Genomic DNA, 20,677 nt, shown 5'->3' with positions numbered 1-20,677 from the left:
TGCGCGATGCGCGCCGGTCACTGTCTTCCTTTCCTCTGGCTGATCTTGATATGACGACTATCAGTATGGCTCATCCGGGTCGTTACACCCGAGCATCATGGCCCATGGTTGTTATTAGAGGTGGGTCTGTACGCCTGCGGTTTCAAGTCGCAGCGACCTTTTTGGGTAATACTGGCCTTGCAATCCCTTGTACTTGACGCCATTTCAGGCAGACTCTGTGCAAAATTATCAGCCGACTCTTTACAAGGTGGTGTCATGCAAACACGTCACGAGCGCTTAATCATTCTGGGATCTGGCCCGGCAGGCTACACGGCAGCGGTCTATGCGGCGCGCGCCAATTTGAAGCCGCTGTTGATTACCGGACTGCAAGCAGGTGGCCAGTTAACGACCACCACCGACGTGGATAACTGGCCCGGTGATGCGCAAGGCGTACAAGGCCCTGAGCTCATGGAGCGCATGAAGCTGCACGCCGAGCGTTTCAATACCGAAGTGCTTTTTGATCATATCCACGAGGTTAGCGTAAGCGATAAACCCTTTACCTTGAAAGGCGACAATGGTGTATATACCTGCGATGCGCTGATCGTGGCGACGGGAGCCAGCGCGCGTTACCTGGGCCTGCCCAGCGAACAGCAGTTCATGGGGCAGGGCGTGTCGGCCTGCGCCACCTGTGACGGGTTCTTCTATCGTAATCAAGAGGTCGTTGTCGTCGGCGGCGGCAACACCGCGGTTGAGGAAGCGCTTTACCTTTCGAATATCGCCTCCAAGGTGACCCTTGTGCATCGTCGTGACACCCTTCGCGCAGAGAAAATTCTCCAGGACAAGCTGTTTGAAAAAGTCGATGCGGGCAAGATCGTGCTGGAGTGGTTTCAGCAGGTGGAAGAAGTGCTCGGTGATAACACCGGGGTGACCGGCGTGCGGGTGAAATCGACAAAAGACGACACTCTGAAGGATATTCACGCGCCGGGGCTGTTCATTGCCATTGGGCATAGCCCGAATACCGGCATTTTTGACGGTCAGCTGGATATGAGCGGTGGCTATATCAAGGTGAAGTCGGGTCTGGAAGGCAATGCCACAGCGACCAGTGTGCCTGGTGTCTTTGCCTGCGGCGATGTAATGGATCATGTCTACCGTCAGGCGATCACCTCTGCGGGAAGTGGCTGCATGGCGGCGCTGGACGCTGAGCGTTACCTGGACGGCATTACAGGCTGACAGACGCCACTGGCCAGGCTAGTGGGTGCATTGGGTTGGTGAGGGCGCCACTCGCCAGCGTCCAAGTTGGCTCAAGATCAGGGTGCTGCCCCTAGAGCGGGATTTTTCGCCCTGGGGGCAGAGGATAAATCGTCCGTTGTAACCGCTGCTGTGGCCCAGCGCATCGTAGCGTATTCGCCGCCAGCCCCGACTGTAGCGAACGTCGATGCGTTCGCTGGCGGGAAATGTGCGTAGTATGTCGATTGTCGCAATATCCTCGGTTTGATCTCCACGGACCACCATCAGAGCCTGGCTCCAGTTATCGCCGCAGCGCGATGTAGTCTGTGAGTCGGCGATGGGGCATAGCGTGATCGACCGACGCTGGGTAATGGCGGTTTGCCGGGCAAAGCCCAGCGCCGTTTGCAGTCGATTGATTTCGCCGGTGCGCGCAGTCCGTTCACCCAGCGCCTGAAAGCTGGGAATGCCCCAGACAGCGATGATGCCCATGACCAGCAGGGTGACCAAGAGCTCCAGCAGGGTAAATCCCCGAGCCTTGGCAACGTTCATGCGCCATTCTGGTTGATACATGTCGCCTCCTTGCACTTGACCCCTTGGCGCCCACCGTTATGCTCGTGAGCAAGCGGCAGGTGGTGAAACTCTTACCTTAGGGGCTGCCGATACTTTTTTATGTAAGCCAAAGCGGACAAAGTGTGTGAGCGATTTCTTAATTGTGGGTGGCGGCGTCATCGGCATGATGACCGCGCTGCAGCTAGCCGATGCAGGGCAAAAGGTCAGTCTGGTCGAGCGTGGCGACTGTGGACAAGAAGCCTCATGGGCGGGGGGCGGCATCGTTTCGCCGCTGTATCCATGGCGTTACGCTCCAGCGATTTCCCAACTGTCGCGCTGGTCGGAAGGCGCCTATCCAAGCCTCGCCCTGCGTTTGCTGGAAGAGACCGGTATCGACCCGGAGTACCGTCAAAAAGGGCTGCTGTACCTGAGCGTGGATGATCCGGATTCCGCGCTGTCCTGGGCGCGGCAAATGGGCAAGCCGCTTGAGCGTGTGAGTGCGGATATGGTGCGTGCCAAAGAACATTGCCTGCCACCGACCGAGGGAGCACTCTGGATGCCGACGCTGGGCAGCGTGCGTAACCCGCGCCTTGGCAAGGCGCTGCGTGCCCGGTTATCGGCGATGCCCAGCGTGACGCTGCATGAGCAGTGTGAGGTGAATGGCTTTGTACGTCGCGGCGAGCGCATTGAGGGTGTAAGCACTGCCCAGCGGACGCTGACCGCGGCGCATACGATTGTATGTGGCGGCGCCTGGGCCGGGGCGCTGCTGGAAACGCTTGAGGTCTCGCTGCCCGTCAGGCCGGTAAAAGGCCAGATGCTTGCTTATCAAACGCCGCCTGGCTTGGTAAAGCGCGTTGTGCTCAAGGACGGGCGCTACGTGATTCCGCGGGCCGACGGTCTGCTGCTGGTCGGCTCGACACTCGAGGAGTGTGGGTTCGACAAGGCGACTGATCAGGAAGCGTTGATGTCGCTTCGCCGGAGTGCGGAGGGCATCGTGCCAGCGCTTGCCGACTATCCGGTGGCGTATCATTGGGCAGGGTTGAGACCGGGGTCGCCGGATGGCGTACCCTTTATCGGCGAACTGCCCGGCTGGAAGAATATATCGGTGAATGCGGGGCATTACCGCAATGGTCTGGTGCTTGCCCCAGCGTCAACGCACCTGCTGGTGGATCAGTTGCTCGGGCGCCCACCGTTGATCGATCCGGCGCCGTATCAGATGACGCCAGAACGATTAACTGCCGGGTAGGCTATGGGTCGGTGTCGTTATCACGCTGGCTCTGCTGCTCCTGCAGGAAACGGTCGCGATGGGCGCTTGAGCAAAACCATTGCTCAGCCTCGCGCAGTGCTTCCTCTTCGGGTAAATGCACGTCGCACCAGCGGCAGCGTACCATATGGCCGCCGTCGTGCTGTTGGTCATGCTGCTGGGTAAGACGTTCACGCTGCCATTGGCGGTACATGCTGAAAAGCTTGAGACCGGCGTAGAACAACACCGCGAAAATGAGTAGCCGAATAATCAAAAGGTTCATCCTGTTAGCGCCCTCATGCAATTTGCAAGCGCGGCCTTTGCCTGCGAGCGGCCCTTGCGGGACAATGCGTATTGATGGTGTGTCTCCATTCTAAAAGATTCTCAAGAGATTTTATCGCCCATGCAAGATTTAACGCTGGTCATGGCTCAACTCGACCCCTTGGTGGGGGATATTCCCGGCAATGCCGCACGCGCCATTGAAGCCGTGCGAGAAGCGCGCATTGAGCACGGTGCCGACATTGTGGTGTTTCCCGAGTTATTTTTGTCGGGTTATCCGCCGGAAGATTTGCTGCTGCGTCCGTCCATGGAAACGCGTCTGCGTGAAGCGCGTGCCCGCATGGCCGAGAAGATGTCGCCGGACGTGCTGGTGATCATTGGGTATCCCGGTGTACGGGAAGGCCACTGTTATAATCTGGCGGGGTTGTTGTACAACGGCCAATGGGAGGCCGAGTACGCCAAGCAGGCGCTGCCCAACTATCAGGTGTTCGACGAGCAGCGCTATTTCACACCGGGCACCGAGACGCTGGTGCATGAGCACAAAGGGGTGAAACTGGGCATCGCCATCTGTGAAGACTTGTGGGATGGCGCGCCGATCAAAGCCGCGGCAACGGCTGGCGCTGAAGTGCTGATCACCTTGCATGCGTCGCCGTATCATCAGGATAAGCCCAGTGAACGTCTTCGCCTGCTCGAGCAGCGTGCTCAGGATGTCGAGCGGCCCATCGTCTACGTCAATACCATTGGCGGCCAGGACGAGCTGGTATTTGACGGCGGATCCTGTTGCTTCAACGCCCAGGGGCAGCTACAGGTGTTGGCGCCTTACTGGGAGGTCGGCTTGATGCCGGTGCAGTTACTGCAAACCAGTGCCGCGACCTGGGAGCCGCAACCCGGGGAGATAGAGCCTGAAGTTGAGCCCGAAGAAAGTCTCTATTGTGCCCTGGTAACCGGCGTGCGCGATTACGTCAATAAAAGCGGGTTTGATGGTGTGGTGCTGGGCCTTTCCGGTGGTATCGATTCGGGACTCTCATTGGCGATTGCCGTGGATGCACTGGGGCCGCAACGGGTCCAGGCGGTGATGATGCCCTACCACTACACCGCTGACATCTCCAAGCAGGATGCCGCCGAGCAGGCCCGCTTATTGGGCGTGCATTATGACATCATGCCCATCGAGCCCATGGTGGAGGCGTTCATGGGCACACTGGCGGAAAGCTTTGCGGGCACCGAGCGGGATACTACCGAGGAAAATCTGCAGTCGCGTTGCCGTGGTGTGCTGCTGATGGCGATCTCCAATAAAAAGGGCTTGATGGTCCTGACCACCGGCAATAAAAGCGAAATGGCCGTGGGCTATGCCACGCTCTACGGCGATATGGTGGGCGGCTACAACGCCATCAAGGACGTATACAAAACCTGGGTGTACCGGCTGGCGCGCTGGCGCAATACCCAGTCACCGGCGATACCCGAGCGCGTCATAGAACGCCCGCCCAGCGCCGAGCTGGCACCTGATCAGCAGGATAGCGACTCGTTACCCGATTATGACGTACTCGACGCCATTCTGGCTCGCTATATCGAAGGCGATATGAGTGCCGAAGCGATCATTGCGGCGGGCTTTGCCCGGGAGGATGTCTATCAGGTCGTCAAGCTGGTTGACCGCTGCGAATACAAGCGGCGACAGGCACCAGTTGGTGTGCGGGTCACCCCGCGTGGCTTTGGCCGCGACCGGCGCTACCCGATCGTTAATGGCTGGCAGCCCGGCGAATAGCCGGGCATTCCGAGACCTAGTCAAGCATCGGCGGTGGTGCCAGACTCCGCTTTACCATTTCGACAGCGGAGACCGGTTTGCTGAAATAGTAACCCTGGTAGGCATGGCACTGGTGATCGTTGAGGTGGCGCCAGTGCTCCTGGGTTTCTACGCCTTCGGCGATCACGTTCAAACCCAGTGCCTGCCCCATGGCAATAATGGTTTGCACAATCGCCATATCGTCCGCGTCCTTATGCAGGTCGCGGACAAACGCCTGATCGATTTTGATCTGGTCCAGCGGCAGTCGTTTAAGGTACTGGAGCGATGAATAACCGGTACCAAAATCATCCATGGCGAAACTGATCCCCAGCGCTTTAAGCTGATGCATGCGGGCAATGGTATCGTCCACGTTACCAATTATCATGCTTTCGGTGAGTTCCAGCTTTAACCGTTGTGGCAGAGCGCCGCTCCTGGCGAGTACGCAACGTACGCTATCGACAAAATCGGGCTGCTGAAACTGTTTGGCGCTGACGTTGACCGCAAGCGTCAGATGCGCGGTGCTCTCATGGTCGGCCCAGGCAACGAGCTGCTCACAAGCGGTTTCGAGCACCCATTGGCCCATCGGTACGATCAGTCCGGTTTCTTCGGCCAAGGGGATAAAAGTCCCTGGCGATACCATGCCTTTCTGCGGATGTTTCCACCGAATCAGCGCTTCCGCGCCAATCGCACGCCCTGTGCTGTCGACCTGCGTTTGATAAACGAGTATGAATTCCTGACGTTCAATGGCCAAGCGCAGGTCGCGCTCCAGCTCGGTCCTGGCTTCTAGTTCAGCTTGCACCGCCGGGTCATAAAACCTCAGGCCGTTGGGAGCTGACTGTTTGGCAAGGTGGGCAGCCGCGTTGGCGTATTGAAAAAGGTTGTCGACGCTATGCGCTGCGTCGCCAAACAGTACTACGCCAATACTCGTGCTCAGGAAGTGCTCTTTTTCTTCCCAAAGATAAGGCTGGCCGAGAGCGTGATGGAGCTTCTCGGTAAGCAGCTCGGTTTTCTCGGCGGCCTTCAGTTGATCCGCCGGTAATCCATCCACAATCATGACAAATTCATCACCGCCTATTCGTCCAATGGTTGCGCCTTCGATACCAAGGGCCGATAACCGCCGGGAAAGTTCTTGAAGCAGGCTATCGCCTGCCCGGTGACCGCAGCTGTCATTGATGCGTTTGAAGTCGTCCACGTCCAGGTATAGCAACGCGCCGTAGGTCTCTGTCTGCTGGTTGGTGTCCAGGGAATGCTGAAGGTGCTCTTTCATTAGCTGCCAGTTAGGCAGTTGGGTGAGGCTGTCGTAGTAGGCCAGTCGGTGTACCTTGCGTTCGGCCTCACGACGCTGCTGCTCGGTTTTTCGAAACGATAGCAGTGCTGAGGCAATGCGCTTCAGTGGCCCTCGCTGACGTTGGCTCAGGTGTTGGATATCGGCAAAGTTAGGTAATGCTTGGTGCGTGTTGGAAAGCGCCAGGATGGCGTCACCAACCATCACCAGTCGACGGTTGATACGCCAAGCGGCAAAGACAGCGGCGACGACCAGTATGCTCAATAATCCTAATCCCAGCCAGGCAAGGGTAGTTATAGATCGGCTCAGGTTATGGAAGGTTTGTTGATGACGTTCACTGGCGCGTTCGGTGAGTGTTTCAAAGGTACCTTGGGTGAGGATCATGAAACGATTGAAGTTGCTTTCCGCCTCCTGCATCAAAAAACCGATGTCTGCTTGATTAAGCGTGGCGGCTTCGTTGGCCATTTGGATAAAACGCCGATATTTTTGAAAAGCGACCAGTAGCGTTTCAGCACTTTCGGCATGCATGCCATCAATCAGGCCCGAAGACGCCAAATGCTCGATACGCTCGCCCATTTCGTTCAGCTTGAGGTGAATTTGACTGTATTCGCTATAGCTATCAAACGCACTGAGCTGGTCGTTGTCGGCTTCAACGAGAACGTGGCTAAGGCGTTCGTGAAGGGCGCCGAGACGGCGCTCGAAGGTTGCCATTTCAACCAGGCTGGCAAGATCGTTTGATTGCGTCTGGTGACGGTCGAGGAACTGTTCACGGGCAATGCCCAGGGCAAGCATGCCCAACACAACGGCAGGAACAACGAACATCAAGACGGGCAGCAGGAAAAACACGATAAGATTTTGGGTGGGTTTCATATTCGCCTCAGCACAGAGGGCCTTGAATAGTGGGCTCCCTTCCCATTGGGAGCCTTTCTTTTGGTGAGTGCCTATCCGTGGCAATGAAGACAGGGGGCCTTTGCCTAGAAGCTTTCCCACTCTGGCTGAGGTTGTTTCTGCTGACGCAATGCGGGTCGAGAGGCGGCTGGCATAGTGTTAGCGGTGGTCTGAGACGAGGCCAAGGCCATCGTGTGGTCTGAGCCGCTAGTAGGCAGCTTGAAGATGGACATGGAGTCGATCAGTTTATGGGCATTCTGACGTAAATTGTTGGCAGCTGTGGCACTTTCATGTACGAGGGAAGCGTTCTGCTGGGTGACCTGATCCATCTCGGTAACCGCTTGGCCGACTTCCTGCACCCCGGCACTTTGTTCAGCACTGGCATGGCTGATTTCTTTCATGATGTCGGTGACCCGGCCAATTGCCGCCACGATCTCTTCGGTGGACTTGTTGGCGTCGGCGGCACGTTCATTGCCGTGCTTGACGCGCTCAAGATTGCTGGAGATCAAATCATTGATTTCGCGGGCGGCGTCGGCACTGCGCTGGGCAAGTTTGCGAACTTCTTCGGCCACCACGGCGAAGCCGCGGCCGTGTTCGCCAGCACGGGCCGCTTCAACGGAAGCGTTCAGCGCCAGGATGTTGGTCTGGAAGGCGATGGCATCGATGGTCGAGATAATCCCGGCGATTTCCTGTGAACTCTTGTTGAGATCGTTCATGGTGTCAGCCACCTGACGCACGGCGTCACCGCCTTGTGTCGCTGTACGGGAAGCACTGGTCGCTTCCTGGCTGGCCTGTTCGGAGTTGTCGGCGTTGAGTTTGACGGTGCTGTTGAGCTGTTCCATGGCCGAGGCGGTCTCTGCCAGTGCGCTGGCCTGTTGCTCGGTACGCGATGACAGGTCGTTATTGCCCTCGGCAATTTGCTCGCTGTTGCTGGCGACCGCCTGGGCTGATGCCCGAACGTCAGCGACGATGCCCTGCAGTTGACGCGCCATCTCCACCTGAGAGGCCATGATGCTGCGCTTGTCGCCCTTCTTCAAGCGCCCTTGGCTATCCAGCTCGCCACGCCCAATGGCTTCGGCAAACGCCTTGACTTCATGGGGCTCGGCGCCCAGCTCACGCATCAGCTGACGGGTCATGAAGACCGCAATAAAGCCGCCTACAAGCAAGGCGAATACAGTCAGGCCGAGCATCTGCATCTGGAAGCCGGATGCGGTATCGCGAGCGGACGCAGTGGTAGCGTTATTCAGCTGTTCCTGATAATCGATGAACTGGTTGATGCGGTTGAGCCATTCGGCATAGGCAGGCCCGGCTTCAGCCAGCAGTAACTGCTCAGCCGCTTGATAATTTCCTTGCGCATGGGCATCCAGTACTTCGTCGGTGAGCGCACGGGTCGACTCGGCTTGCTCTTCAATACGGCTGAGTATGTTTTGCTCTTCGCTGTTGTTTTGGCCCTGTAGGCTGGCGTTGTTGGCGATAACGCTCTGCATGCCTGCTGAGGCGCTAGTGTAGTTGTCCTGCAAACGCTGCATGGTGTCCTGAAGCGCAGCAATGTTGCCGTCGCCAGTGAGCACAATGTCGCGCAGCGCGATGGCGCGGTCATGGACACTGCCTCGCCAGTCAATCGCGTGACGCTGCTTTTCGCCGTTGACGTCGTTGATGACTGCGAGGTCGCGGTCAATCTGGTTGACCTGGTAGATACCAATGCCCGTCAATATCACGAGAAGCGCAAGGAGTGCCGAAAACCCCAGGGTAAGACGCGTACTGATCTTGGTTCCCGTGAACCGTGAGTTTGACAAAAGCATTGAGTTTCTCCTTAGGCACCGTTTAGATGCTTGATCATATTGGTACGGGGATATTAGTCATTTATATAGCTTTTGTACAACTATTGGCGGCGGATTTAGCGTGGTTTTTTGTTAACTAGTTGATAAATATAAGCATAAAAAGAAAAGCCACGCGAATGCGTGGCTTTTAAAATGGCGGTTTAGCAAGAAAACTTGTACAGCTTTCTTGCTAGCTCATGTCAACGCCTGACATGGCGAATACGCGATACGCTAATCGATATGCTTGGGTACAAACCGATTGCCTTCTAGCTGGTCATGGTTGGGCGCATTGTCGCGCAGAACCGCGAGCACTTCGTTGGCGCGGTCGTCCATCTCCAGACCCTGGTAGCCTTCTATCATGGTGGCAAGTGCATCGTGAGTGGCGTTGGATTCAGGGTAGTTTTCGATCACCCAGCGACCGCGCTTAACGGCGGCAAGATAGGCGCCGCGACGCAGGTAGTAATCGGCCACATGGAGTTCATGGCGAGCGAGCAATTCACGCAGGTACACGATTCGCTGCTGAGCATCCGGTGCATACTCGCTTTGTGGGTAGCGCTGAATCAGCTCACGGAAATCGCTGTAAGCATCACGTGTGGCCCCTAAGTCGCGCTTGGAGATATCAATCAAGCGCAGGCGCTCAAGGCTGAAACGCCCTGCCTGCCAGGCAGACAAGCCCCGCAGGTAATAGGCATAATCGACCTGAGGGTGATCGGGGTGCAAGCGAATGAATCGGCTGGCGGCGGCGCGCGCTTCTTCCCAGTCGCCATTCTCGTAATAGGCGTAAATCAACTCCAACTGGGCCTGTTCAGCGTGCTCGCCAAACGGGTAGCGGGTGTCCAGCGCCTCCAGGCGTTCTACCGCGATATTGAAGCGGTTCGCATCAAGAGCATCGCGCGCCCGTTCGTAGAGTTCACGCTCGGCAACGCCAGCGTATTCGTCATCGTCGTAGGCTGTGTCGTTGTTGCCATTGCTGGCGCACCCAGCCAGTAGAGCAAAACTTAAAGCAAACACGCCAAAGCGGTTGGCAGCGGAAAAAGCGCGCATCATCATCCTCGTTGCAAACAAGCCTCAATCACCGAAAAGCGACGATGGCCATGAGTAGAAATGGTAGAATAAGTCACAGTCAGCCCACTATAAATCACCTCGGCAAAAAACGCAGGCTTCGTATTACATTGCCGGGGTGTCGTTAAAGGAAGTTATCCTATGCCTCGCAGTGTTGAAGCGACGCAACGCGTGCCAACGTCATTGGCAGGTGCCCGTTTGGACCAAGCGGCGGCCGAGTTGTTCAGTGATTACTCTCGTGAACGTTTGAAAGCGTGGATCAATGCCGGTGAGTTGACGGTCGATGGCGAAAAAGCCAAACCCAAGGCGAAGTTGCACGGTTACGAGACGCTCGTGCTGCAAGCAACACTCGAGGAAGATACGCGTTTTGAGCCTCAGGCGATCCCGCTGGATATCGTCTTTGAAGACGAGACGGTGATGGTGGTCAACAAGCCAGCGGGGATGGTGGTTCACCCGGCGGCGGGCAACCCGGATGGCACGTTGTTGAACGCCCTGTTGTATCATCATCCTGCGTTGGCGGAAGTCCCCCGGGCAGGCATCGTCCACCGGCTGGATAAAGATACCACCGGGCTAATGATGGTGGCCAAGACCCTGCCCGCGCAAACCGCTCTGGTTGAGCAGCTACAGGCGCGCACTGTTTCCCGCCAGTACGATGCCGTGGTGATTGGCAAGCCGATCGCGGGCAGCACGATCGATGCACCGATTGGACGCCATCCCAAAGATCGTAAACGCCAGGCGGTGAACGCCTCAGGCAAACCGGCGGTGACCCATTTTCGTGTGGTGGAGCGCTTTCGTGCGCATACGCACGTTCGCTGCCAGCTGGAAACCGGGCGCACTCACCAGATCCGTGTCCACATGGCCCACGCCCGCTACCCGCTGATTGGTGATCAGCTCTATGGCGGGCGCGCCAAGCTGCCGCCTGGCGCTGCTGGTCCATTAAAAGACATACTGCGCGAGTTTCCCCGTCAGGCGCTGCACGCGCGCAAGCTGCGATTTATCCACCCTGTTAGCGGCGAAACACTGACTTTCCACGCAGGCCTGCCTGATGATCTACTAATGTTGTTGGACTACCTGCGCGACGATAGCGAGACCATGCAATGAGCGATGCCATTGACCTGAAGCCCACGCTGTTGGTGCCTGATTGGCCGGCACCGGCTAACGTGGGGGCGTTTGTCACCACCCGGGAAACGGGGCCCAGCCAAGGTGATTTTGCTGCCTTCAATCCGGCTGCCCATGTCGGTGATAACGCTGACCACGTTGATCTGTGTCGTCGGTTACTTGAAAAAGAACTCGGTGATGAGCGTCCATTGCTGTGGCTCAATCAAGTCCATGGCGCGCGCGTTCAGCAGGCGTTTCAATGTGATGCGCCAGAGGCTGACGCGGCGATTGCCAATGACCGCGGCTACGCCTGTGTGGTGCTGACGGCCGACTGCCTGCCGGTATTGTTTTGCAACCGAGCGGGGACCCAGGTGGCGGTTGCCCACGCGGGCTGGCGTGGCATGGCCACGGGCGTGTTGGAAGCCACGGTCTCAGCGATGAACAGTGATCCGGACGATATTCTGGTGTGGCTGGGCCCGGCGATATCGAACGCGCAATTTGAAGTGGGCCCCGAGGTCTACGGGGCCTTTGTGGCAGCTCAGCCTGAAACGGCGGATGCGTTCGACCACAGCCCTTATCGTCTGGGGCATCACATGGCTGACCTCTACCGGTTGGCCCGCTTTCGTCTTGAGGCGTTGGGGATTCATCACATCAGCGGCGGTCACTTCTGCACTGCCTGCGAGTCACGCTTTTACTCCTATCGTCGAGACGGCGGCCGTACCGGCAGAATGGCGAGCGTGATCTGGATCAAGTAAATCAGCAGACGGTCACACTTCCCCTTGAAACCTCCTGGCGCTGACGCCATTTAACTAGTCAATCTAATCGTGATTAGCACGATGATGACAGGTTATCGGGATACGCCGTACGTCCAAACGCGCGGCCACCCCCAGGAGGAAACTATGCGATTTGATAAATTTACCGCCAAGCTTCAGGCCGCCATTGCCGAGGCGCAATCAGTGGCTGTTGGCCGTGGACACAACCAGCTTGAGCCTGCTCACTTGCTGCTGGCGCTACTGGATACCAAAGATACCGGCATCAAGGCCCTGGTCGAAAAAGCTGAGGGCAGTAGTTCGCGCCTGCGCGATGGCTTGGTTCAGCAACTTGACGATTTGCCCAAGGTCGGCCAGTTCGATGGCGAGGTGCAGCCCTCGCGGGATTTGGTCAAGCTTTTCAACTTGACCGACCGCGAAGCGCAGAAGCGTGACGACCAGTTTATTGCCAGCGAGCTGGTGCTGCTGGCCGCGCTGGAAATGAACAGCGCCATCACCAAGTTGATGAAGCAGGTCGGGCTTACCCGCAAAGCGCTTGAAGCCGCCATAGATAGCTTGCGCGGGGGCGCCAAGGTGGACGACCCGAACGCTGAGGACCAGCGTGAGGCGCTCAACAAGTACACCTTGGACCTGACTCAGCGCGCGCTGGACGGCAAGCTGGATCCGGTGATTGGCCGCGACGACGAAATTCGTCGCACCATCCAGGTGCTGCAGCGTCGCACCAAGAACAACCCTGTTCTCATCGGTGAGCCCGGTGTCGGTAAAACTGCCATTGTCGAAGGTTTGGCGCAGCGGATCGTCGATGGCGAAGTCCCAGAAGGCCTGAAAGACAAGCGCGTGCTGTCGTTGGATATGGGCGCGTTGCTGGCGGGGGCCAAGTTCCGCGGCGATTTTGAAGAGCGCCTGAAAGCGGTGCTCAAGGAGCTCTCCCAGGAAGAAGGCCGGGTGATCCTGTTCATCGATGAGCTGCACACCATGGTTGGCGCAGGCAAGGCCGAAGGCGCCATGGATGCGGGTAATATGCTTAAGCCGGCGCTGGCTCGCGGTGAGTTGCATTGCGTGGGCGCCACTACCCTGGATGAGTATCGCCAGCATATCGAGAAAGATGCCGCGCTTGAGCGCCGTTTCCAGAAGGTGCTGGTCGACGAGCCGACGGAAGAGGACACTGTGGCGATTCTGCGTGGACTTAAGGAGCGCTACGAGGTCCACCACGGCGTCGATATCACGGACTCGGCGATTATTGCCGCGGCGAAACTCTCCACTCGCTACATTACCGACCGCCAGTTGCCCGATAAAGCCATCGACCTGATCGATGAAGCGGCCTCGCGTATTCGTATGGAGCTGGATTCCAAGCCTGAGGAGATGGATAAGCTCGACCGCCGCTTGATTCAGCTCAAGATGGAGCGCGAAGCGCTTAAGAAAGAGACCGACGAGGCGACCAAAAAACGCCTGGAAGCGCTCAACAACCAGATCCACGAGTTGGAGCGCGAGTACGCGGATCTGGATGAGATCTGGAAAGCCGAGAAGGCCAGTATTCAGGGGGCAGCGCAGTTCAAGGCCGACCTGGAACAGGCCCGTATCGATCTTGAACAGGCCCGCCGCCAGGGTGACCTGGGCCGCATGTCGGAGATTCAGTACGGCAAGATACCCGAGCTGGAGAAGAAAATCGCTGAAAGCGCCGACAGCGAAACGGATACCTCAAGCCATCAACTGCTGCGCTCCAACGTGACGGAGGAGGAGATTGCCGAGGTCGTTTCCCGCTGGACGGGTATTCCGGTCGCCAAGATGCTGGAAGGCGAGCGGGACAAGCTGCTGCGTATGGAAGAGGCGCTGCACGAACGGGTAATCGGCCAGGATGAAGCGGTCGAGGCCGTGGCCAACGCCGTGCGTCGCTCACGGGCCGGTCTTGCTGACCCCAACCGCCCGAACGGCTCGTTCCTGTTTCTCGGCCCCACCGGGGTAGGTAAGACAGAGCTGTGCAAGTCGCTGGCCAACTACCTGTTCGACACCGAGGAAGCCATGGTGCGTATCGACATGTCGGAGTTCATGGAGAAGCACTCCGTGGCCCGTCTGATCGGTGCGCCGCCCGGTTACGTGGGCTACGAAGAGGGCGGCTACTTGACTGAAGCGGTGCGCCGCAAGCCCTATTCGGTAATGCTGTTGGACGAGGTAGAGAAGGCTCACCCTGATGTGTTCAATATCCTGCTCCAGGTGCTGGAAGACGGGCGTTTGACCGACGGTCAGGGCCGCACGGTAGATTTTCGCAATACCGTGATCGTCATGACCTCCAACATGGGATCGGACATTATCCAGCGTATGGGCGGAGGCGCTGGTGAGGATCAAGACAGTGATTACGAAGTGATGAAAAATAGCGTCATGGAGGTGGTGGGTAACCATTTCCGGCCTGAATTGATCAACCGTATCGATGAAGTGGTGGTGTTCCACGCGCTTGGCCAAGAGCAGATTCAGGCGATTGCCGGCATTCAGCTTGAGCGCCTGAAAGCGCGCCTTGCTGAGCACGAGTTACGTCTGGAAATCAGTGACGATGCCTTGGCACAGTTAGCCGTAGTGGGGTTTGACCCGGTATATGGTGCAAGGCCGCTCAAGCGGGCGATTCAAAGCCGTATCGAGAACCCCTTGTCCCAGGATCTGCTGGCCGGCAAATTTTCGCCCGGCGACACCATTCATATCAATGCGGCCGATGGTAAATTAGTGTTCTCTTAATATAAGGTTCTCTGCCTATCAGCCCCGCTTGACGATGTCAGCGGGGCTTTTTTTGCTTTCAAATAACCTGTTTGTCGGCTTTCGTTGGATCGAAGGTTGACAGGCTGAGGATGCTAATGGAATCTTGAGGGTTCCTGATTTGCGGGCGCGGAACCAACGGGTAATCCCCAGTCCCCGCGCGAAGGGTAGGCGAATGCCTCTACCCGCCGAAGGACTTCCGGGCTTGGGCTAACCGCCCGACCTGGCCAACGCCCCGACACGGCGAACTGCCGTGATAAGAGTGCAGGCCCTAACCGGGCCTTATGCCAGGGTTTGGCATCAGGTGCCAGCAATGGCTGGCAGCGGCATACCGCCGCACTCGACACCGTAGAATTGTCTGCGGATCGCACTCGAGACCTTCAGGGGAGAAACACTGTGGAACTGCTTTCCGGCGCAGATATGATTGCCCGCTTCTTGCAAGATGAGGGCGTCGAATACATTTATGGTTATCCCGGCGGTGCGGCGCTGCATATCTATGATGCGCTCTTCCGCCAGGACAAGGTGAAGCACATTCTGGTGCGTCACGAACAAGCGGCGACCCATGCAGCCGACGGTTATGCACGCGCGTCCGGCAAGCCCGGCTGTGTGCTGGTCACTTCGGGCCCGGGTGCCACCAACGCCGTGACCGGCATTGCTACCGCTTATATGGACTCGATTCCCATGGTGGTGCTGTGTGGGCAGGTAATGAGTCACCTGATCGGCGATGATGCCTTCCAGGAGACCGATATCGTCGGTGTGACCCGCCCGATTGTGAAGCACAGCTTCTCGATTCGTCACCCGTCCGAAATCCCGGAAGTGCTAAAAAAAGCCTTCTATCTGGCGGCCACTGGACGTCCCGGCCCTGTCGTGGTCGATATTCCCAAAGACATGACCGCACCCACCGAGCGTTACGAGTACGTCTACCCGAAGAAGGTCAAGATGCGCTCCTACAACCCGGTGACTCGGGGCCATACAGGGCAGATAAAGAAAGCCGTCGAGATGATGCTCAAGGCCAAGCGCCCGGTATTCTATACCGGCGGCGGTGTCGTGCTGGGTAAGGCCAGCGACGGTCTGACCGACCTGGTCAAGCAACTGGGCTTTCCGATAACCACCACATTGATGGGGATTGGCTCGTACCCTCAAAGTGACCGGCAGTGTTTGGGCTGGCTGGGGATGCATGGTTCCTATGAATCCAATATGGCGATGCATCATGCGGACCTGATCATCGCCATTGGTGCGCGCTTTGACGACCGCGTGACGAACAATACGTCGAAGTTCTGCCCAACGGCGAAGATTATTCACGTCGATGTCGACCCAAGCTCCATCTCCAAGACCGTACGCGCCGATGTGCCGATTGTGGGCCCGGCCTCAAGTGTCATTAATGAGATGATCAGTCTGGTGCAGGGGCAGGAAATTGCGCATCCGGAAGCACTGACGGAATGGTGGCAGAAGATTGATGACTGGCGCGCCGACCGTGAAGGCAAACTTTACGAGCCGTCCAGCACGGGGGAAGCCCTCAAGCCTCAGGAGGTAATCGAAGCGCTTTGCCGGGTGACCCGCGGTGAGGCCTACGTGACCACCGACGTGGGCCAGCACCAGATGTTCGCGGCGCAATACTACAAGTTTGATAAACCCAACCGACTGATTACCTCAGGGGGGCTGGGCACCATGGGATTTGGCTTCCCGGCTGCCATGGGTATCAAGCAGAACTTCCCGGACGATGACGTGGTATGCGTCACCGGTGAAGGCAGCTTTCAGATGATGATGCAGGAGCTTTCGACCTGTAAGCAGTACGGTGTCGGTGTCAAGATTGTCAATCTCAACAATGCCTCGCTTGGCATGGTGCGTCAGTGGCAGGACTTGAACTACAAGTCGCGCCACGCCCACTCCTATATGGAGTCGCTGCCCGATTTTCATATGTTGATTGAGGCGTATGGGTTCACCGCGATCACCGTGACAACCATTGATGAGTTGGAACCGGCGATGGAGCGGGCGTTTGCTGACAAGCACGAGCTGGTGTTTCTTGACGTGAAGGTCGACCCTTTTGAGCACGTCTATCCGATGCAGGTGCCGTTGGGCGCCATGCGCGACATGCTGCTGTCTAAAACGGAGCGTACCTGATGCGTCATATCATCTCGATTCTGATGGAAAACGAACCGGGTGCGCTGTCACGTGTGGTCGGGCTGTTTTCCCAGCGAAACTTCAACATTGAAACGCTTAACGTCGCACCCACGGAAGACCCGTCGCTGTCGCGCCTTACAGTGACGACGGTGGGCGATGACCGGGTGATTGAGCAGATCACCAAGCACCTCAACAAACTGATTGATGTGGTCAAACTGGTGGATCTCACCGAAGGCAACCATATCGAGCGTGAACTGATGCTGGTGAAGGTGAAAGCGCTAGGCGCCGCGCGTGACGAGGTGAAGCGCACGGTGGATATCTTCCGCGCCCAGGTGGTCGATGTCACGCCGAGCCTTTACACGGTACAGATCACCGGCGATGCCGCCAAGCTGGATGCCTTCCTTCAGGCCATGGCACCGGTGGGTATTCTGGAAGTGGCGCGTACCGGGGTGTCGGGTATTGCCCGCGGCGACAAGGTGCTGTCGCTGTAGGCAGCTCTGTTGACGAATGCCTCTGGTCGAAAGGCCGCCCTCTCTGGGCGGCCTTTTTCATGGGTGAAGGTTTTTACCGGGCGCTGACGGTTGCCCAGAAAGCGTCGATCATGGGATTTTTTAAACGTCGGTTGAGTACGCATAACCCAACATCGTAGTGAGGGAGTTCAGGTTTCACGTTTAGCACCTGAACCCGCCCGGCCAGCGGGCTGTTATCCAGTACAATTTTCGGCACTACGCCCACGCCAAAACCCAGGCCTACCATGCTGACGATGGCTTCATGTCCGGCCACCTGGGCATAAATCCGCGGTGCGATTCCCAATGCCTTGAACCAGGTATTGGTATGCTCCCTGGATAGCCCCGCTTCAGACAGAATCATGGGCACCCGTTGCCACTGCGCAGCGGTCGAACTTTCGGGTTCGAGTGGTAGCCAGTCCTGTGTCTCGTTGGACGCAATAAATACTAACGGCGAGCGTGTGAGCGATTTAAAGGCCAGTGCGCCAGGCGGTATGCGCGGGCGCGGTGTAATCGCCATATCGTCAGCGCCATCCAGCACCCGGGTCATGGCGTTGGCGGGGTCGCCGGTGTGCAGCTTGAGCTCAATGCCCGGATGACGCGTGCGGACATCGCTCAATAACTCATAGAGAAAGCTGTAGCTGGCGGTGACCGAGCAGTAAATGCTGATTTCACCGCGCAGCTGTTCGGTGGTGGCCGCGAGGGTGCGCTTTTGCGTTTCCCACTGCTCCAGCGTGTCTTTGGCGTAGTGATGAAACGCCAAGCCTTGCGAGGTCAGCGTGACATGACGGTTGTCGCGCTCAAACAGGCGAGTGCCAAGTTCAGCTTCAACGTGCTGAATCGAGCGGCTGAGTGTTGACGGACTGATGTGGCAAAGTTCGCTGGCGCGACCATAATGCAGCGTCTCGGCCAGGGTGACCACATGTTTGAGTAAGCGGAAGTCCATGGCAGGCCAGTATCCTCTAGAATATTTCATAAAGTGAAATAGTATGTTGCAAACATAGCGTTTTACGCAACGGCGATGCTGTCGTAGAGTGACTCCAATGCCGAATCCCAGTGCTGCAGAAGACGGCACGGGTGGCCATCAACGCTGAACCACACGCTATTCAAACTGCTGATTCAACCCATTTTTGGAGTATTGCCATGCGCGTTTATTACGATAAAGACTGTGACCTGTCCCTTATCCAAGCCAAGAAAGTCACCATCGTTGGTTATGGTTCTCAGGGGCATGCCCACGCCAACAACCTGAAAGAATCAGGTGTCGATGTCACCGTTGCATTGCGCAAAGGTTCTTCGTCGGCGGCCAAGGCAGAAGGCGCTGGCCTGAAAGTCGCTACTGTTCCTGAAGCCTGCCAAACCGCCGATGTGGTGATGATTCTGGCGCCGGATGAGAATCAAAAGGCTATCTATGAGCAGGAAGTCGAGCCGAACCTGAAAGAGGGTGCCACTCTGGCGTTTGCCCATGGCTTCAACATTCACTACAACCAGATTGAACCGCGTAAAGATCTCGATGTGATCATGATTGCACCGAAAGCGCCGGGTCACACTGTACGCTCTGAGTTTGTAAAAGGTGGCGGTATTCCTGATCTGATCGCTATCCATCAGGATGCATCGGGCAGTGCCAAGGAATTGGCGCTTTCCTATGCGGCGGGTGTAGGCGGTGGCCGCAGCGGCATCATTGAAACTACCTTCAAAGACGAGACCGAAACGGATCTGTTTGGTGAGCAGGCAGTGTTATGTGGTGGTGCCGTTGAGTTGGTAAAAGCTGGTTTCGAAACCCTCACAGAGGCGGGTTACGCACCAGAAATGGCTTACTTTGAGTGTCTGCACGAGCTCAAGCTGATCGTCGACCTGATGTACGAAGGCGGCATTGCCAACATGAACTACTCCATCTCCAATAACGCGGAGTATGGCGAGTACGTGACCGGCACCGAGGTCATCAATGAGCAGTCGCGTGCCGCCATGCGCAATGCATTGAAACGTATTCAAACGGGTGAGTACGCCAAGATGTTCATCAACGAAGGTAACAGCAACTATCCTTCAATGACCGCGCGTCGCCGCCTTAATGCCGAGCACGACATTGAGCAGGTGGGTGCCAAACTGCGTGGCATGATGCCATGGATCGCCGCTAATCAACTGGTTGATAAGTCTAAAAACTGATGGTGGTAAGTCATTAACACCACAGGGAAGGCTAACGGGGCGCGCACTGGCGCGCCCCGTTTTTTATGGTGCGATTGTTTAAGGCACGCTCGGGCGCAATTGACTGGCTGATAAGTCTTCAGCGTGTAGAATGAAAGTGATCACTGTTCCCGTGATTTACTTTTAATGGATGAGACCTATGACCCAGGACGCTCGCGATCAAGAGCAACCAAGTTCAGATCATTCTGGCGAAAACCAGGCAGGCAGTACGCGACCAGATACCGCTGACCAATCAGAAATAGGCGGCAATGAGGACTTGGCAGCAGCCTTCTTGCGCGACACGGAAGTGGTTGAAGAAGCGGTTGAAGATGGCAAAAAGGTTCGCCGCAAGGGTATCTACCTGCTGCCCAACTTGTTTACTACTTCGGCGCTGTTTTCAGGATTCTTTGCCGTGGTGGCGGGGATCAATGGTGACTTTACAGCGGCGGCCGTCGCCATCTTTATTGCCATGGTGCTTGACGGGCTAGATGGTCGAGTTGCGCGTATGACCAATACAGAAAGTGCTTTTGGTGCCGAATACGACAGTCTTGCCGACATGATTTCTTTTGGCATGGCACCCGCGCTCGTCGCCTTTACCTGGATTCTGCAGGACATTGGTAAAACAGGCTGGGTGGTGGCATTTCTCTACGTTGCTTGCGCGGCACTGCGCTTGGCGCGCTTTAATGTGCAGATTGGTAGCGTGGACAAAAAATGGTTTATCGGCTTGCCCAGCCCCTCAGCCGCGGCGCTGGTGGCGGCGAGCGTATGGACATTCCATAGCTTCGACGCAGATGCTTTTGGCTTCAAACTGTTGATGCTGGTGGTTGTGGCGGCGGCTGGCGTGCTGATGGTCAGCAACATTCGCTATTACAGCTTCAAGGACCTCGACTTCAAAAAACCAGTGCCTTTCGTGGTCCTGCTAGCCGTGGTGCTGGGCTTTGTGATGATTTCCGTTGAGCCGTCTGTCATGCTGCTTTTGCTGTTTGGTACCTACGTGCTCTCTGGTCCTGTATTGGCCGTCATGCGCAAGGCAAAACCGAAAAGTTAAAAAATTCCGCACACCCCTTGCGTCCTCGTCAGCAAAGCCGTAAAGTACGCATCCGCTGCCGGGGACGCCCAGCGTTGCCAGCGGTGAATGAGGTATAAAAACCTC

Annotated in this window: 16 protein-coding genes; 10 read left to right on the top strand and 6 right to left on the bottom strand. The window is 57.0% G+C overall.

Annotation, left to right across the window (positions count from 1 at the left end):
* Positions 1-255 precede the first annotated feature (255 nt).
* Positions 256-1,209: a thioredoxin-disulfide reductase gene (gene trxB / locus QC816_RS17435; RefSeq protein ID WP_085920132.1), complete on the top strand. Its 954-nt coding sequence runs from the start codon at positions 256-258 to the stop codon at positions 1,207-1,209.
* 18 nt (positions 1,210-1,227) lie between these two features.
* Here trxB and QC816_RS17430 read toward each other — a convergent pair whose 3' ends face one another.
* The gene (locus QC816_RS17430) at positions 1,228-1,776 is read right to left on the bottom strand and encodes a GspH/FimT family pseudopilin (RefSeq protein WP_309783680.1); all 549 of its coding nucleotides are present in this window, start codon (positions 1,774-1,776) and stop codon (positions 1,228-1,230) included.
* Positions 1,777-1,900: 124 nt separating this feature from the next.
* On the opposite strand from QC816_RS17430, the gene thiO reads away from it, so the two are divergent.
* Positions 1,901-3,001: a glycine oxidase ThiO gene (thiO, locus tag QC816_RS17425; protein ID WP_085920134.1), complete on the top strand. Its 1,101-nt coding sequence runs from the start codon at positions 1,901-1,903 to the stop codon at positions 2,999-3,001.
* Between the two features lies 1 nt (position 3,002).
* On the opposite strand, the gene QC816_RS17420 is transcribed toward thiO, so the two are convergent.
* A complete protein-coding gene (locus QC816_RS17420; RefSeq protein WP_085920135.1) occupies positions 3,003-3,281 on the bottom strand; it encodes a PP0621 family protein in 279 nt (92 codons plus the stop codon).
* Positions 3,282-3,401: 120 nt separating this feature from the next.
* Here QC816_RS17420 and QC816_RS17415 point away from each other — a divergent pair, with 120 nt between their 5' ends.
* Entirely contained in the window at positions 3,402-5,036 is a 1,635-nt protein-coding gene (locus tag QC816_RS17415; protein WP_199284001.1) for an NAD+ synthase, read from the top strand.
* 16 nt (positions 5,037-5,052) lie between these two features.
* On the opposite strand, the gene QC816_RS17410 is transcribed toward QC816_RS17415, so the two are convergent.
* The 3 genes from QC816_RS17410 to QC816_RS17400 form a co-directional block, all read right to left on the bottom strand.
* Entirely contained in the window at positions 5,053-7,209 is a 2,157-nt protein-coding gene (locus QC816_RS17410) for a putative bifunctional diguanylate cyclase/phosphodiesterase (RefSeq protein WP_309783676.1), read from the bottom strand.
* Between the two features lie 104 nt (positions 7,210-7,313).
* Entirely contained in the window at positions 7,314-9,029 is a 1,716-nt protein-coding gene (locus QC816_RS17405; RefSeq protein ID WP_309783674.1) for a methyl-accepting chemotaxis protein, read from the bottom strand.
* A gap of 249 nt (positions 9,030-9,278) precedes the next feature.
* Positions 9,279-10,091 (bottom strand): outer membrane protein assembly factor BamD, encoded by an 813-nt coding sequence (locus tag QC816_RS17400; protein WP_085920139.1) that lies wholly within the window; start codon positions 10,089-10,091, stop codon positions 9,279-9,281.
* 159 nt (positions 10,092-10,250) lie between these two features.
* On the opposite strand from QC816_RS17400, the gene rluD reads away from it, so the two are divergent.
* The 5 genes from rluD (at position 10,251) to ilvN (ending at position 17,331) form a co-directional block, all read left to right on the top strand.
* Positions 10,251-11,210: a 23S rRNA pseudouridine(1911/1915/1917) synthase RluD gene (gene rluD / locus QC816_RS17395; protein WP_264824846.1), complete on the top strand. Its 960-nt coding sequence runs from the start codon at positions 10,251-10,253 to the stop codon at positions 11,208-11,210.
* Positions 11,207-11,962: a peptidoglycan editing factor PgeF gene (pgeF, locus tag QC816_RS17390; RefSeq protein ID WP_309783670.1), complete on the top strand. Its 756-nt coding sequence runs from the start codon at positions 11,207-11,209 to the stop codon at positions 11,960-11,962. The genes rluD and pgeF overlap by 4 nt, the downstream gene beginning before the upstream one ends.
* A gap of 144 nt (positions 11,963-12,106) precedes the next feature.
* Positions 12,107-14,701 carry an ATP-dependent chaperone ClpB gene (gene clpB / locus QC816_RS17385; protein ID WP_309783668.1) on the top strand — a complete coding sequence of 865 codons (2,595 nt, stop codon included), beginning with the start codon at positions 12,107-12,109 and terminating at the stop codon, positions 14,699-14,701.
* 414 nt (positions 14,702-15,115) lie between these two features.
* Positions 15,116-16,840: an acetolactate synthase 3 large subunit gene (locus QC816_RS17380; protein WP_085920143.1), complete on the top strand. Its 1,725-nt coding sequence runs from the start codon at positions 15,116-15,118 to the stop codon at positions 16,838-16,840.
* The gene (ilvN, locus tag QC816_RS17375) at positions 16,840-17,331 is read left to right on the top strand and encodes an acetolactate synthase small subunit (RefSeq protein WP_066316765.1); all 492 of its coding nucleotides are present in this window, start codon (positions 16,840-16,842) and stop codon (positions 17,329-17,331) included. Before QC816_RS17380 ends, ilvN begins: the two co-directional genes overlap by 1 nt.
* Positions 17,332-17,404: 73 nt before the next feature.
* Here ilvN and ilvY read toward each other — a convergent pair whose 3' ends face one another.
* Positions 17,405-18,292: an HTH-type transcriptional activator IlvY gene (gene ilvY / locus QC816_RS17370; RefSeq protein WP_085920144.1), complete on the bottom strand. Its 888-nt coding sequence runs from the start codon at positions 18,290-18,292 to the stop codon at positions 17,405-17,407.
* Between the two features lie 197 nt (positions 18,293-18,489).
* Here ilvY and ilvC point away from each other — a divergent pair, with 197 nt between their 5' ends.
* Entirely contained in the window at positions 18,490-19,506 is a 1,017-nt protein-coding gene (gene ilvC / locus QC816_RS17365) for a ketol-acid reductoisomerase (protein WP_085920145.1), read from the top strand.
* 178 nt (positions 19,507-19,684) lie between these two features.
* Positions 19,685-20,572, top strand: coding sequence for a CDP-diacylglycerol--serine O-phosphatidyltransferase (gene pssA / locus QC816_RS17360; protein WP_085920146.1), 888 nt, complete (start codon positions 19,685-19,687; stop codon positions 20,570-20,572).
* Positions 20,573-20,677: the final 105 nt, after the last annotated feature.

It is taken from the genome of Vreelandella janggokensis, from assembly GCF_031451615.1.
In the GTDB taxonomy this organism is placed as follows: Bacteria; Pseudomonadota; Gammaproteobacteria; order Pseudomonadales; family Halomonadaceae; genus Vreelandella; species Vreelandella janggokensis.
The sequence above is the reverse complement of the archived record's forward strand: the minus strand, read 5'-3'. Positions and strand labels throughout refer to the sequence as shown.